This is a genomic window from Streptomyces sp. NPDC046985 (assembly GCF_040644415.1).
Taxonomy (GTDB): Bacteria; Actinomycetota; Actinomycetes; order Streptomycetales; family Streptomycetaceae; genus Streptomyces.
In genome coordinates, this window is record NZ_JBEYWK010000022.1 from 98,181 (window position 1) to 111,524 (window position 13,344).

Consider the following 13,344-nt stretch of genomic DNA (forward strand, 5'->3'; position numbering starts at 1 on the left):
CGCTACGGGCGCTTGATCCGGCAGAGGCAGAACGGATGCCCTGCCGGATCGGCGTACACCCGGAAGTCGCGCGTGCGGTCCGCCGTGTCCAGCGGCTTCGCCCCAAGCGCGAGCACCGCCTCCTCGGCCGCGTCCAGGTCCGGCACGTTCAGGTCGAGGTGGAACTGCTGCGCGCCGTCGTCGCCCGGCCACCGCGGCGGCACGTAGCTGGGGGCCGCCTGGAACGCCAGCGCGACGCCGTCCGGCGTCTTCAGGTCGATCCAGTCGCCGTCCCCTTCGTCTCCCTCGTCCTCCTCCGCCGTCCCGCCGAGCACCTCGGCGTAGAAGGCGGCGAGTGCGCGCGGATCGGGGCAGTCCAGGACGACGGGGCCCAGCTCGGCGATGGCCATGACTTCCTCCCACAGGCGTGACGGCGACTGAGCGGCGCGCGAGGAGGCGCCGCTCGCAGGCGGAGGCACTGTATGCCGCGAGATCGCCGGCCGGAAAGGGGACCGGCGGTCGCCGCGCCGCGCGGTGGTGCAGAATGCGGGCGAGCGCCGGTTCGGCCGACTGAGCCTCGGCCGAACCGGCGCTTGCTCGCACGGTGCTTGCTCGCACGGCGCTTGCTCGCACGGCGCTTGCGGGAGCGAGCGTGCAGCGCTGACGCGGGGGCCCGCGCAGCGCGCTGACGTGAGCGCCCGCGCAGTGCCTATGTGGGCGCGCCCGCGCAGTAGCTGTGCGAGCGCCCGCGCAGTGGCTGTGCGAGCGCCCGCGCAGTGGCTGTGCGAGCGCCTGTGCAGCGCGCTTACGTGAGCGCCCATGCCGATGCGCGAGCGCCCAGCGCCCAGGTGAGCGGCCGCCCCGGTCCGCGCTGTCCGCGAGAGCGCCCGCGCCGAGGCGCCGTCACGCCGTGGGGCGGCCCATTGCCCGGTAGGTCCATCCGGCCTGCCGCCACACCTCCGCGTCGAGCGCGTTGCGCCCGTCCAGCACGAGCCGCGCCGCCGCGACCTCGCCGAGCGCGGCCGGGTCCAGCTCGCGGAACTCCCGCCACTCGGTCAGGTGCAGCACCACGTCCGCGCCCCGCGCCGCCTCCAGCGCGGAGGCGGCGTAGCCGAGCGTGGGGAAGACCCGGCGGGCGTTGTCCATGCCCTTGGGGTCGTAGACGGTCACCTGTCCGCCCTGGAGGTGGATCTGCCCGGCGACGTTGAGCGCGGGGGAGTCCCGCACGTCGTCGGAGTCGGGCTTGAACGTGGCGCCGAGCACCGCCACCCGCCTGCCCAGGAACGAGCCGCCGCCCAGCGCCTGCCGGGTCAGCTCCACCATCTGCCCGCGCTGGCGCATGTTGATGGAGTCGATCTCGCGCAGGAAGGTCAGCGCCTGGTCCGCGCCCAGCTCGCCGGCGCGCGCCATGAACGCCCGGATGTCCTTGGGCAGGCAGCCCCCGCCGAAGCCGATGCCAGCCCGCAGGAACTTGGGGCCGATCCGGTCGTCGTACCCGATCGCCTCGGCCAGCTTTGCCACGTCGCCGCCCGCCGCCTCGCACACCTCCGCCATGGCGTTGATGAAGGAGATCTTGGTGGCCAGGAAGGAGTTCGCCGAGGTCTTCACCAGCTCGGCGGTCGGGAAGTCCGTGACGACGAACGGCGAGCCCTCGCCGACGGGCGTGGCGTACACCTCGCGCAGCAGCTTCTCCGCCCGCTCGCTGCGCACGCCGACCACGATGCGGTCCGGGTGCAGCGTGTCCTGGACGGCGAAGCCCTCCCGCAGGAACTCCGGGTTCCAGGCCAGCTCGGCGTCCTCACCGGCCGGGGCGGCGGCCGCTATGACGCGGGCCAGCCGGTCCGCCGAGCCGACCGGCACCGTCGACTTGCCGACGACGAGCGCGGAACGGGTCAGATGCGGGGCGAGCGAGGCGACGGCGGAGTCCACGTAGGACATGTCGCAGGCGTACTCGCCGTGCCTCTGCGGCGTGTTCACGCAGAGGAAGTGGACGTCGCCGAAGGCGCCGACCTCGGCCCAGTCCCGGGTGAAGCGCAGCCGGCCGGTGGAGCCCTCCAGGCCCGCCACATGCCGGCGCAGCAGATCCTCCAGACCGGGCTCGTACATCGGGACCTCGCCCCGCTGGAGCATCTCGATCTTCTCGGGGACCACGTCGAGCCCCAGCACCTCGAAGCCCAGCTCGGCCATGGCCGCGGCGTGCGTCGCGCCGAGATAGCCGGTGCCGATCACGGTGATCTTCAGGCTCATGGGTGCTCCAGGAGGGATGATGGCGATGCGGTGCCCGAGCATATCGGGGGTGTGCGCGGGCCCGACGCCGGGCGAGGCCCCTCCTTGTCGCGAAGCTCACGTACCGCTCGCGTGGGCGGGGCCCCTAAAATTCGAGTTACTTAACGGTAATTAGCATTATCAGTGGTCGTCTATGGAGCGTGAGAGACCTTGGCCGGATCGGCTGACTTCGACCTGTATCGCCCGTCCGAGGAGCACGACATGCTCCGCGACGCCGTCCGCTCGCTGGCCGAGGCGAAGATCGCGCCGTATGCCGCCGTGGTCGACGAGGAGGCCCGCTTCCCCCAGGAGGCCCTCGAGGCCCTGGTCGCCAACGACCTGCACGCCGTGCACGTGCCCGAGAGCTACGGCGGCGCAGGCGCGGACGCGCTGGCGACGGTCATCGTGATCGAGGAGGTGGCCCGCGTCTGCGCGTCCTCCTCGCTCATCCCCGCGGTGAACAAGCTGGGCTCGCTCCCGGTGATCCTCTCCGGCTCCGAGGAGCTGAAGAAGAAGTACATGGCGCCGCTCGCCAAGGGCCACGGCATGTTCTCCTACTGCCTCTCCGAGCCGGACGCCGGCTCCGACGCCGCGGGCATGAAGACGAAGGCGGTCCGCGACGGCGACTACTGGGTGCTCAACGGCGTCAAGCGCTGGATCACCAACGCGGGCGTCTCCGACTTCTACACGGTGATGGCGGTCACCGACCCCGAGAAGCGCTCCAAGGGCATCTCCGCGTTCGTCGTGGAGAAGTCGGACCCGGGCGTCTCCTTCGGCGCCCCGGAGAAGAAGCTCGGCATCAAGGGCTCCCCGACCCGCGAGGTCTACCTCGACAACGTGCGCATCCCCGCCGACCGCATGATCGGCGCCGAGGGCACCGGCTTCGCCACCGCGATGAAGACCCTCGACCACACCCGCATCACCATCGCCGCCCAGGCCCTCGGCATCGCCCAGGGCGCCCTCGACTACGCCAAGGGCTACGTCAAGGAGCGCAAGCAGTTCGGCAAGCCGATCGCCGACTTCCAGGGCATCCAGTTCATGCTCGCCGACATGGCCATGAAGGTCTCGGCCGCCCGCGCCCTGACCTACCAGGCCGCCGCGGCCTCCGAGCGCGTCGACGCCGACCTCACCTACCAGGGCGCCGCCGCCAAGTGCTTCGCCTCCGACGTCGCCATGGAGGTCACCACGGACGCCGTGCAGCTCCTCGGCGGCTACGGCTACACCCGCGACTACCCGGTGGAGCGCATGATGCGCGACGCCAAGATCACCCAGATCTACGAGGGCACGAACCAGGTCCAGCGCATCGTGATGGCAAGGAACCTGCCTTAGCGGGGTTTTTGCAGCTCAGAAGCTGCCTGGAACGACCGGAGGGCCCCGGCTTCTGCCCGTCGCGGCCCGATCGGGCCTGTTCCTGGGCGTCATGCTGGGGGAATCCTGGGCGGATGCCAGACCGAGAACAGCCACTGACCTGCACAGACAGCACAGCCCCCGGCGTGACGCCGGGGGCTGTCGTCGTACGCGGATCAGGCGACCACTGACGCCTCCGAGATGCTGTCTGCCGCCCTCACCCTCGTTCATCGGTTCATACAGGACGCCGTCCGCATCGCCGAGGGAGCAACCTCCCCGAAGGCGAAGCGGCAGCCGCTCAGCCTCGAGGACAGGTGGCAGCATGTCGAATCGCCGCTATCTCTCCATCGACTTGAGACCCTGGAATGCCTCCCGAAGGTCGGCGCTCTCGGGCAGTTTTCGAGCTTCAACGGCCTTGACGACTTCCAGGGCACGCCAATGATTCGAGGGGACAACCCTGCCGGACAGAATGGCTTTCTGTACCGAATCGCATGCTTCGTCGAGCCGGTCTGCCTTGAGAAGGGTCAAAGCCAAATCAATATTCGCGGAAGCGACGCGCCGAGGCCACTGGCTCACATCGTCACTCGGGCTCAGTTTCTTAATCACTTCCCTCGCGTACGGCTCAGCCGCTGAATCCCCGAGCCATGCGAGTGTCGTAGCCGTATAGGACAGAGCCTTTCCGGGGTCGTAGCGGTAATGATGCTCCGGTGTATCAGGCGTGTCGAAAGCGGCAGAGAGACTCTGTACCCGTTCAACGGCCGAGTAGGTCTCTTTCCCGTTGCCCAGCCGTGCGCTTGCTCGGCCCTCTTGCGCTGTGGCCTGAATGATTGCGGAGCCACCTGCGGGCGCTGTCTCCTGTGCGGCTCGGGAGAGGTCAACGGCCTGGACGTAATCCCCGTCAGTGAGAACCCGCCAAGCCTCGGTCTCATAGCACCAGGCCTCGATCTCACGGTGCCCGGCCTCCCTGGAAAGCATTGCGGCCGTCTCTAGAAGAGCGGTAGCGGCGTCGTCTTGCATGAGGTCGATATGGGCTGTCGCGCCGAGTAAGGAAAACCATCCCCCGACGACCAGCAGCCGACGATGTTGCGAAAGCGTCTTGCGGCCGGCAAGTAATTTTTCGACATAAGCAGAGTGCTTGCGTACCTGCCTCAGCAAATCTTCTGGTTTCGCTTTCGGGTAGGCCATTGCCAAACCGTCGAAGGCGCGCTCTAGACGTTCAAGAGTGGCACTGCCCACATCGCTCGCCTGCGCGCGGCGGGCCAATTCCCACGCGTCCATCTCATCGTCGTGAGTGCTGCTGTCCTCTACTTCCAGGGACAGGCCGAGATATTCGTTAATGGCTTGTGTCAACTCGGAAGACGGAGCTTGTTTTCCATTGAGTACCCGACTCAGATAAGCAACGTCGTAATGGAGTTCCTTGGCCGCACCTCGCAGGCTCTTACCCTGCGCCTTGAGCGCCGTCCGTACCTCAGACCCGAAGTCGATCATGGTGCAGCTCCCGTTGACTGTTGACCGCCATCGTAGTCAACGCTGGTCAACTCCCCCGTGTATGCGCGGAATCGGTTAGGTGGGCAGACGCACCAACAGAAGACCCCCGCGACGGGCGAACGTCCGGGAGCCAGCAGTACAAGCGACTGACCGGCGGTGGGTACGGGGGCGCCCTTGATACGTGGAAGTGGCCGGGGTACCCGTCCGCACTCAGTACGGAATCAACTACCGCCGCACAAGCGGACAGTCCTATTCGGCTGCCGACCAGCGGGGAATTCACCACACGCGAAACCTCGGGATCGTCATGGAAGGCGCATGCGACAGAGAGGCGCGCGCCCTCACCCGGCAGACGGCAGAACGCTTCGGCGTGACGGAACCCTCAGACGCCCTCGGCGCGCTCGCGTTCCGGGACGCCACAGGAACGCTGACGACAGAGGACGCCGGGCGCGTGGCGCACGTGCCGGACAGCGAAGAACAGACCCGGTACGCGGCGGCACTGAGCGGCTATGAGACGGGCGTCAATCGCCGGTACAGCCACTTCCTTGAGGAGTTCGCCCCCGGAGAGGAGGACGAGTGCCACGTGCGGTCTCTCGTGGCCATGATCAGCGGTGACGCAACGACGCTCGGAACGTGGCTGGATGAACGACATGGCCCGGGTACCTTCATGGGCCTGTTCCGAACGCCGGGGTACTTCGACCCCGCCCTGACCGCCTGAGCGGCCCCCAGACGGCCCCGTCCGTGCGTCCATCCCCCGTGGCGCATGGGCGGGGCTCCCTGCACGCGCACCTAGATGATCATGGGGAAATCCTGAGGAAGACCCCTCTTGGAGGGGTGTTCGTGCAGGTCAGGTTGATGTGACCTGTAAAGCACCCAGATCTACGAGGGCACGAACCAGGTCCAGCGCATCGTGATGGCAAGGAACCTGCCCTAGCAACCGAACAAGCCTCGGCCGCTGTCAAGGCCGGGGCTTCTTCGTCGCTTCGACTATGCGACGGGGCAAGCTAGTTCAACGTTCGCGCGATTCGGGGAACAGCCGACCACTGCCAGGGACAGATACGAGGGACGTTCCAGGTAGAAGCCGTACGACAAATCAGCACCCGAGCGCAGTCGTTCGGCGGCGGCGTTCACCAGCCGAGCCAGGCGTGGGGCATCTCGTTCCCTCTCCGACGCGAACCGAGGCGCGTACTCGACCAGCCGCTCACCGAGCCATGACGCGGCCTCCTTCGCCTCCTCCCACGTGCCACGAACGAGGGAACGAGGCTTGATGAGCCAGTACGCCGTTTCCAGGGGCGGCAGGTCCACGGTCGGGAACACCGCCGCCACCTCGCGATACCGCTGAATCAGTTCCGGCCTGCTTCCGGCAGGGGGCGGCTCTGGATGCGGGGGCCGTCGTAGCGCTTCCTGGTCGCAACGCGCTTTCGGACCGGTCCATAAATAGCCGTGGTGGTGCACCTGTCGTTCCCGTTTCGTGGTGCCGGTCGAAAGACGAACCGGCTCCGATCCTGCGCAGGGGCGGACCGGAGCCGGTCTGAGAAACCTGATGATCAGGCGCTCAGGCCGAAGCGCGCGGGGTCGATCCCGACCGCGCCCAGCTCCTTGGCAGTGAATCGCAGCGGCTGCGCGTCGGGCCGCTTGCTGTCACCGAGCGCCCAGGCGTCGTCACCGATCCGGGCGAGGGTCACGCACGACTCGCCGTCCGGGTGGGTGCTTCCCCCGCACGCCTTCACGAAGGAGGCCCCGCCGATGTCGAGCGCGTAAAGGTCGATTCCGTTCTGCATCTCTGCACCTTCCTGCTCAACTGATCACGGCCATGACTGACCGCCGCCGCCCATGTCGGGCGGGAGTTCAAAGGGAGCCGGCATTCTCTCTGGCGACCGAATGAGAGAGGGAAACAGGGCAGTCGGACATTCACTGCGGTTCGCGATCTAGTGCGGTCGGGCTGCTTCCGTCAACGGGCTCGCCCTCGCCGGCGGGGTTTTCCGTTCGCTGTCCATAACTCCATGATGACCCCTCAATGGGCCCGCATGGAGCGCTAGTCGCGTTGACGCATAAAGCCGTCTGCTGCCTCTTCTAGGAAGGCGGAAGCGTCGTCACCGGTCAGAGCATGCGACCAGAAGAGTTCGAACAAGTCAAGGTGCTGGGTTATGTCCCGCGGATCACGCAACACGACTTCACCGGAGAACAGCTCGACGGTCACGAGGAGATCGTCGTAGACCACAAAGATGTTCATGGGGGTGCCGGGAACGTGCGTCCCCTGTGGGACTATCCCGATCTCGACGTTTGGTTTCCCGTTGACCTTGGCCATGTGTGAGCACTGGGCCGCCATGGCTTCGCTGCTCGCCCGTCGCCACTTGACGGCCTGTTCGGTCATCAAGAACCAGAATGAGCGCGATGTGTCGTCCAGGATGGCCTGACGGTCCATGCGCGCCTGCACGGCCCGTGCGACGTCCCTGGCCGGGTCACCGGTCACCGTGGGCGAAAGAGTCTCGAAGGCGTACTCGCGCACGTGCAGCAGGCCGGTGGGGATCGCTGGGAGGAAGTGCCGCATCACCCGCGAGGAAGACTCAAGGGACCTTAGCTCGGCCTGCTTGTGATACAGGCCCACGCGTGCGTAAGCCCGCCAGGACGCGTAGGCCACATTGGCTCGGCGCGCCAGTCCAAGAAGTTCGCCGGCCACCTCGTCAGGAACAGCGAGCGCCCTGAGAATGCGCTCGACGTCGATGACCGTTGGCAGAGCGCGGCCGGTCTCAATGCGGCTGATCTTCGTTTGGCTCATGTTGCAGCGCAGCGCCAGACGTTCGCCACTGAGACCGGAAGCGCGACGGAGACCTCGAAGGGCCTCCGCCAAATCCTTCCGCTCCCGTGCTTGCGTCTCAGGTTCGATAGGCACTGAACGGCACGGCATTTTCTAGCGCGAGATCCCGCCACGCGAGATACGTACTGATGTCCCGGTCCTGGATCAGTTCCCGATTGATCTGCGTTCCGTCGGGACGGTAGTTGAGATGAACCACGGTCGATTCGTCGAAAAGCCAGAAATCCTGCTCAGGAAGTCCGGGGTTCGGCCGCTCTGTCACATCGACTATGCGGTAGTCCTCACCGGCCGCGACATTTCCGGGGATGCACCACTCGAACAGGTAGCGGCTGTACGGCGTGAGCGGCCGACACACGATCTTGGCTCGGGTCATCGCCCGACCGGCCGCCGTGTGCTCGCGCACCGTCTGGTGCCATGGCGCGTTGAACCCCTCTGGCAGCGACGCCCCTGCGAGGAAGTCGCGGACCGCCTTAGCCTCCGCGGGCATGGTGTAGGTCTGGTGCACTTCCAGCCGGAACGCGGAGCGCTTGACCTCACGGAAGCACGCCTGCCACTCGTCGCCGTCCAGCAGAACGGGGCTAGAGCCATCCGCGGGCACGCGCAGCCTCCTTGAGGACGTCTTCCGGGATCAGCACGACTGACTCGCCTTCCGGCGTCGGGTGGGTCACGTCGTAGCCCTGGACGGCCAACATGCCCGGTTCCCGGGTGGCGTACACGGTGGGGCAGTCTCCGTTCCCGCACTTGTCGTCGTCGCCGCTCCCGCACGGCCCGCCCGCGATCACCCGCAGTTCCTCCACTGAGACCCCCTTCGGTCTGCGTGTTGAGCAAACTACGAACCGTGACGCCCGTCCGGCAAGGGTGGTCCACCGGCTAGTCACGAAGTCGCATAGCCCCGTAAGCGCTAGGCGTCAGTCCAGACTGCCTGAGCAGGGAAGAAGAGGGCCGGTCAGGCGCACTGTGCATGACCGGTCGCCAGGCCGCACGACCCCTGTCGCCGATCATGTGGAGGTGCCGGGGAGCCGGGGCGCGGGCTCACCTGAACGGCCCAGGTCGTGTCGGTTTGCGCCGGATGGCGGGTGGGGGGCGGGCGGCGTACGACGGAAGGGCACGAGGCCGCCGGTCTGCCCGCGGCCCTCCCCTCTCGTTCCCCTGGAGGAAGCCATGACCCACACCCAGCCCGGATCCATGACCGCCATGAGCCGGGAGATGCAGGAGTGCGTCAACGCCTGCATGAGCTGCCACACCGTCTGCGAGGAGGCCATGAGCTCCTGCCTCCAGATGGGCGGCCAGGCGCAGATGCAGATCATGCGCGCCCTCATGGACTGCTCGGAGATGACCCGCATGTGCGCGGACATGATGATGCGGCGCTCGCCGCTGTCGGCCGAGATGTGCGCGATGTGCGCCAAGGCCTGCGACATGTGCGCCGAGGCGTGTATGTCCCTGCCCGACGACCAGACGATGACGCGCTGCGCGGAGGCGTGTCGCCGCTGTGCGGAGATGTGCCGCAAGATGGCGGGCACCCGGATGTGACGTCCCCCTGAGACGGGGGCGGGGGCCCGCGGTCGCGCGCCGCGAGGCCCCCGCTGCTGCGCCGCCGTCCGGTCAGTTGCCGGAGACGGTCACCTTCTGGTCGTTCTTCAGCTCGTCCACCAGCGTCTTGACCTTGCTCTTGTCCCAGACGAGGTTGCCGCCCGTGGAGCCGGAGACCGGCATGTTCAGGGAGGCGCCGTCACCGCCGTTGACGCCCTTCATCGCCCAGAACATGGAGGCCAGGTCCCACAGGCTCATGTCCTTGTCGACGACCAGGGAGTCCAGGCCCGCGCCCATCGTGGGGTAGAGCTTGAACGGGTTCAGCACGGTCGACGGGGTGGCCACCTGGTGGGCCAGGGCCGACAGGAACTTCTGCTGGTTCTTGGTGCGCTGGAGGTCCGAGGCGGCGAAGGCGTGCCGGGTGCGGACGAAGGCCAGCGCCTGCTCGCCGTTCAGCGTCTGCGGGCCCGCCTTGAAGTCGGCGCCCGACCACTTGTCCTTGAACGGCTGGTCGATGGTCATCTGCACACCGCCGACCGCGTCCACGATGTCCGCGAACCCGGCGAAGCCGATCTCCGCGTAGTGGTCGATGTGCAGGCCGGTGTTGTACTCGACGGTGCGCACCAGCAGCGTCGGCCCGTCCTCCGCGTACGCGGCATTGAGCTTGGTGTGCCGCCCCGTGCCCGGGTACGTCTTGCCCGACTCGGCGCCCTTGTACGACGGTATCTCCACGTCGGAGTCGCGCGGCAGGGAGACCAGCGTGTCGCCGTTGTCGCCGACGTGCAGGATCATCATCGAGTCCGTGCGCTTGCCCTCGGCGGAGCCGGTGTGCAGCTTCTTCTTGTCCGCGGCGGACAACCCGTCCCGGCTGTCGGATCCGACGATCAGGTAGTTCGTGCCCTCGCCGCCGGCCGGCCGGTCGATGACCTTGCTCAGGTCGACGTCGCGGTGCAGCTTGGAGTCGGCCCAGAAGTAGGTGCCTATCGAGGCGGCCGCCACCAGGACGACCACGGTGATCGCCGTCCACTTGATCCGCCGGCCCCAGTTCGCCGCGGGCCGCGGGCCGCGCCCGGCGCCCTCGCCGGGGCCGCCCGGCCCGCCGGGACCGCCGCCCGCCGGCCGGCCGTAGACCTGGCCGGTGTTGTAGCCGCTGTCGTAGCCCTCGTCGGCCCCGCCGTCCACATAGGACGGCTGCCGGGGGACTCCGCTGTACGGCGGCGCCGCGGCGCCCTGGCCGCCGGGGCCGCCGCCCCGAGCGGGCGGCGCCGCCGGGCCGCCGCCGCGCCGCACCTGGCGCATCACGCGCGCGCCCTCCGGCTGCGCGTCGGCGCTGCCACGTCCGTACCGGGGTCCGCGGTCGCCGTCGGACCCCCCCTCGGGCCATTCATTCATGCGCCCCAGTGTGCAGGGGCCGCCCGCCCGCCCGACAAGGGGCGTCGGGAAATCAGGGCCTGCCTGTTGCGAAGCTGACACAAAAAGGCCGGGAAAGGCCGGGAAGTCGCCTCCGTTTAGGGTGGAGGCCATGACAGACCAGCCCCCGGTCGCGGCGCCCGGCGCCGACGACATCCCGGGCAAGCCGACCTCGGCGTCCCGGACCACGCTCAGCCACATCATGACCCACAACGACACCAACCTGCTGGGGTCCGTGCACGGCGGGGTGATCATGAAGCTGGTCGACGACGCGGCGGGCGCGGTGGCCGGGCGGCACAGCGGCGGTCCCGCCGTCACCGCCTCCATGGACGAGATGGCGTTCCTCGAACCGGTTCGCGTCGGCGACTTGGTGCATGTGAAGGCCCAGGTCAACTGGACCGGCCGGACCTCGATGGAGGTGGGCGTCCGGGTCCTTGCCGAGCGCTGGAACGAGTCCGCCCCGCCCACCCATGTCGGTTCCGCCTACCTGGTCTTCACGGCCGTGGACGCCGAGGGCAAGCCGCGCCTGGTGCCGCCGGTGCTGCCCGAGACCGGACGGGACGAGCGCCGCAGCCAGGAGGCCCAGATCCGCCGCACCCACCGCCTGGCCCGCCGCCGCGCCATCAAGGAGCTGCGGGAGCAGCGGGCGGCGGACGGCTTCGAACTCTGAGCGGACCGGCCCGGCCCGACGCGCGACTGGGGCGACTGGATGCCCTCAGCGGACCGGCGCAGGCCCCCCTGACCTGTCCATAGGCCCTCAGTGGATCGGCGCAAGACGCCTGATCCACCCGGACGCCCTCAGTCGCCCGGAGGCCCTTAAGTCGCCCGGCGCCAGCGCCGCCCCCGCAGGCGCCGCCCCCCGCAAGCGGCCGCCCGCCGGAACTCACCCGCACTGGACCTCGTCGCCCCGCACCACCTGGGCGGTGTTCTGGCCCGGCTCGTCCGACCGGACCGCCTGCACCGTGCGGTAGTCGCGGCCCACGATCACCCGGAGCGTGGGGCCCTGCCCCGGCGCCGCCCGCAGCTCGCTGCCCGGCAGCGCCGCGGCCAGCGACCTCGCCGAGCGGTCCCAGCGGGGGTCGTAGAGCACCACGGTCCGGCGCACGTCCCGCTCCTTGGCGTCCACCGGCGCCACGGCGGCGACGAACCCGGCCGAGGCCAGGGCCGCGTTCGCCCGGCGGCCGAGCCCGGCCGTGCCGGTGCCGTTCTCCACCCGCACCCGGATGTCCCGCGGGGACACCTCCACGGGGGCGGCCGGAGCGGAGCGCGGCGACGGCGTGCCCGGCGATGACGTGCTCGGCGATGGCGTGCCCGGCGAGAGCGTCCCCGGCGACGGCGTACGCGCCGACGGTGTCCGCGCCGACAGCGCACGGTCGTCGCGCAGCGCCTGGAAGAGCTGCTCCGCCCCGGCCTGGTCCCACTTGACCGTCGACCCGATCCCCTTGACGGGGAAGTCGGCCTGCGCGACCGGCACGGTGGCGAACTCCGAGGAGGAGGGCGAGAAGGAGCGCATCGCCCGCCCCAGGTCCAGCAGCTCGTCGGTGTGGAAGCCCTGGTCGGCCCGGACCGAGCCCAGCACGGCCTGGGTGACGTCCCGGAACTCCATCGGGTTCAGCAGCACCCCGGAGGAGGTCGCGCGCGCGATCAGCGCGGCCAGGAAACGCTGCTGGCGCTTCATCCGGCCGAAGTCGCTCGCCCCGTCCACGTGCCGGGAGCGCACGTACTGGAGCGCCTGCCCGCCGTCGAGGGTGTGCGTGCCGGCCGCCAGGTCCAGGCCGGTGTAGGAGTCCTTCAACGGCTGGGCGGTGCAGATCCGTACGCCGTGGAGCACGTCCACGGTGCGCATGAAGGCGGTGAAGTCCACCTCCAGATAGTGGTCGATCTTCAGCCGGGTCATGTTCTCGACCACGCGCACGGTGAGGCTGGGGCCGCCCTCGGCGTAGGCCGCGTTCAGCTTGACCGGGTGCGGGCCGTGCCGCCGGCCGGAGTTCTGGTCGACGTGCGGGGGCAGCTCGGCGTAGGAGTCCCGGGGCAGGCTGATCACACTGGCCCGCTCCCGGTCCTCCGACAGGTGGACGATCATCATGGTGTCGGTGCAGTGGCAGGGCTCGCCGCCCAGCCGGTACTGGCGCCGCTCCTGCTCGGTGATCTTGTCCCGGCCGTCGGTGCCGACCAGCAGCACGTTCATGCCGTGGCCCCGCGGCGGCCGGTTCTTCATGTCCTTGAAGGGGTCGATCCGGGTGATGCCGGCGTCCAGGCTGGAGACCACCGCGTGGCCGATCCCCGCCGAGGCGAGCACCACCACCGACAGCGTGGTCGCCGCCCGCATGGCCCAGCGCGGTCTGCGGCGGGGCACGGGCGCGTTCGGCATACGGGTCCGCCGGGGCGGCGGGGCCGGCCGCCGCGGCCCGGACCGGGACTGCACGGCGGCCCGGGGCGACCGGGGCTGCGTGGTGGACATGGGGGGACACCTCCGCATATGGCGTGGGTGGACACCGTGAGCACCGTAGGGC

At 69.0% G+C, this 13,344-nt stretch carries 14 protein-coding genes; 4 read left to right on the forward strand and 10 right to left on the reverse strand.

The genetic code is table 11. The features are described 5' to 3' along the window. Positions 1 to 2: 2 nt before the first annotated feature. Both ABZ861_RS26030 and ABZ861_RS26035 read right to left on the reverse strand, forming a co-directional pair. A complete protein-coding gene (locus tag ABZ861_RS26030) occupies positions 3 to 389 on the reverse strand; it encodes a VOC family protein (RefSeq protein WP_361634568.1) in 387 nt (128 codons plus the stop codon). A 493-nt stretch (positions 390 to 882) separates the two neighbouring features. Further along, positions 883 to 2,226, reverse strand: a complete 1,344-nt coding sequence (locus tag ABZ861_RS26035) for a UDP-glucose/GDP-mannose dehydrogenase family protein (protein ID WP_361634571.1) — start codon at positions 2,224 to 2,226, stop codon at positions 883 to 885. A gap of 189 nt (positions 2,227 to 2,415) precedes the next feature. On the opposite strand from ABZ861_RS26035, the gene ABZ861_RS26040 reads away from it, so the two are divergent. After that, a complete protein-coding gene (locus ABZ861_RS26040) occupies positions 2,416 to 3,573 on the forward strand; it encodes an acyl-CoA dehydrogenase family protein (protein WP_361634574.1) in 1,158 nt (385 codons plus the stop codon). A 354-nt stretch (positions 3,574 to 3,927) separates the two neighbouring features. Here the strand turns inward: ABZ861_RS26040 and ABZ861_RS26045 are convergent, their stop codons facing one another. Next, positions 3,928 to 5,079 (reverse strand): helix-turn-helix transcriptional regulator, encoded by a 1,152-nt coding sequence (locus ABZ861_RS26045; RefSeq protein ID WP_361634577.1) that lies wholly within the window; start codon positions 5,077 to 5,079, stop codon positions 3,928 to 3,930. Positions 5,080 to 5,260: 181 nt separating this feature from the next. On the opposite strand from ABZ861_RS26045, the gene ABZ861_RS26050 reads away from it, so the two are divergent. Beyond that, a complete protein-coding gene (locus tag ABZ861_RS26050; protein WP_361634580.1) occupies positions 5,261 to 5,794 on the forward strand; it encodes a hypothetical protein in 534 nt (177 codons plus the stop codon). A gap of 269 nt (positions 5,795 to 6,063) precedes the next feature. On the opposite strand, the gene ABZ861_RS26055 is transcribed toward ABZ861_RS26050, so the two are convergent. From ABZ861_RS26055 to ABZ861_RS26075, 5 genes are all read right to left on the reverse strand, one after another. Then, positions 6,064 to 6,531: a hypothetical protein gene (locus ABZ861_RS26055; protein WP_361634583.1), complete on the reverse strand. Its 468-nt coding sequence runs from the start codon at positions 6,529 to 6,531 to the stop codon at positions 6,064 to 6,066. Positions 6,532 to 6,623: 92 nt separating this feature from the next. Further along, positions 6,624 to 6,857, reverse strand: coding sequence for a DUF397 domain-containing protein (locus ABZ861_RS26060; RefSeq protein ID WP_361634586.1), 234 nt, complete (start codon positions 6,855 to 6,857; stop codon positions 6,624 to 6,626). 254 nt (positions 6,858 to 7,111) lie between these two features. Continuing rightward, positions 7,112 to 7,984 (reverse strand): helix-turn-helix transcriptional regulator, encoded by an 873-nt coding sequence (locus ABZ861_RS26065; protein ID WP_361634589.1) that lies wholly within the window; start codon positions 7,982 to 7,984, stop codon positions 7,112 to 7,114. Continuing rightward, positions 7,953 to 8,489, reverse strand: a complete 537-nt coding sequence (locus ABZ861_RS26070; RefSeq protein ID WP_361634592.1) for a DUF6879 family protein — start codon at positions 8,487 to 8,489, stop codon at positions 7,953 to 7,955. Before ABZ861_RS26070 ends, ABZ861_RS26065 begins: the two co-directional genes overlap by 32 nt. Further along, complete coding sequence (locus ABZ861_RS26075) at positions 8,470 to 8,673, reverse strand: hypothetical protein (RefSeq protein WP_361634685.1); 204 nt, start codon at positions 8,671 to 8,673, stop codon at positions 8,470 to 8,472. The genes ABZ861_RS26070 and ABZ861_RS26075 overlap by 20 nt, the downstream gene beginning before the upstream one ends. Positions 8,674 to 9,052: 379 nt before the next feature. On the opposite strand from ABZ861_RS26075, the gene ABZ861_RS26080 reads away from it, so the two are divergent. After that, complete coding sequence (locus ABZ861_RS26080; RefSeq protein WP_361634595.1) at positions 9,053 to 9,421, forward strand: four-helix bundle copper-binding protein; 369 nt, start codon at positions 9,053 to 9,055, stop codon at positions 9,419 to 9,421. A 72-nt stretch (positions 9,422 to 9,493) separates the two neighbouring features. Here ABZ861_RS26080 and ABZ861_RS26085 read toward each other — a convergent pair whose 3' ends face one another. After that, positions 9,494 to 10,813, reverse strand: coding sequence for an LCP family protein (locus ABZ861_RS26085; protein ID WP_361634598.1), 1,320 nt, complete (start codon positions 10,811 to 10,813; stop codon positions 9,494 to 9,496). Positions 10,814 to 10,943: 130 nt separating this feature from the next. Between ABZ861_RS26085 and ABZ861_RS26090 the strand changes: the two genes are divergently transcribed. Continuing rightward, the gene (locus tag ABZ861_RS26090; RefSeq protein WP_361634601.1) at positions 10,944 to 11,501 is read left to right on the forward strand and encodes an acyl-CoA thioesterase; all 558 of its coding nucleotides are present in this window, start codon (positions 10,944 to 10,946) and stop codon (positions 11,499 to 11,501) included. 213 nt (positions 11,502 to 11,714) lie between these two features. On the opposite strand, the gene ABZ861_RS26095 is transcribed toward ABZ861_RS26090, so the two are convergent. After that, positions 11,715 to 13,292, reverse strand: a complete 1,578-nt coding sequence (locus ABZ861_RS26095) for an LCP family protein (protein ID WP_361634604.1) — start codon at positions 13,290 to 13,292, stop codon at positions 11,715 to 11,717. Positions 13,293 to 13,344: the final 52 nt, after the last annotated feature.

Excerpts from the sequence above, each read along its gene's own strand:
- ABZ861_RS26030 (WP_361634568.1), bottom strand. The coding sequence starts at position 389 with ATGGCCATCGCCGAGCTGGGCCCCGTCGTCCTGGACTGCCCCGATCCG.
- ABZ861_RS26035 (WP_361634571.1), bottom strand. The coding sequence starts at position 2,226 with ATGAGCCTGAAGATCACCGTGATCGGCACCGGCTATCTCGGCGCGACG.
- ABZ861_RS26045 (WP_361634577.1), bottom strand. The coding sequence starts at position 5,079 with ATGATCGACTTCGGGTCTGAGGTACGGACGGCGCTCAAGGCGCAGGGT.
- ABZ861_RS26060 (WP_361634586.1), bottom strand. The coding sequence starts at position 6,857 with ATGCAGAACGGAATCGACCTTTACGCGCTCGACATCGGCGGGGCCTCC.
- ABZ861_RS26065 (WP_361634589.1), bottom strand. The coding sequence starts at position 7,984 with ATGCCGTGCCGTTCAGTGCCTATCGAACCTGAGACGCAAGCACGGGAG.
- ABZ861_RS26080 (WP_361634595.1), top strand. The coding sequence starts at position 9,053 with ATGACCCACACCCAGCCCGGATCCATGACCGCCATGAGCCGGGAGATG.
- ABZ861_RS26085 (WP_361634598.1), bottom strand. The coding sequence starts at position 10,813 with ATGAATGAATGGCCCGAGGGGGGGTCCGACGGCGACCGCGGACCCCGG.
- ABZ861_RS26090 (WP_361634601.1), top strand. The coding sequence starts at position 10,944 with ATGACAGACCAGCCCCCGGTCGCGGCGCCCGGCGCCGACGACATCCCG.
- ABZ861_RS26095 (WP_361634604.1), bottom strand. The coding sequence starts at position 13,292 with ATGTCCACCACGCAGCCCCGGTCGCCCCGGGCCGCCGTGCAGTCCCGG.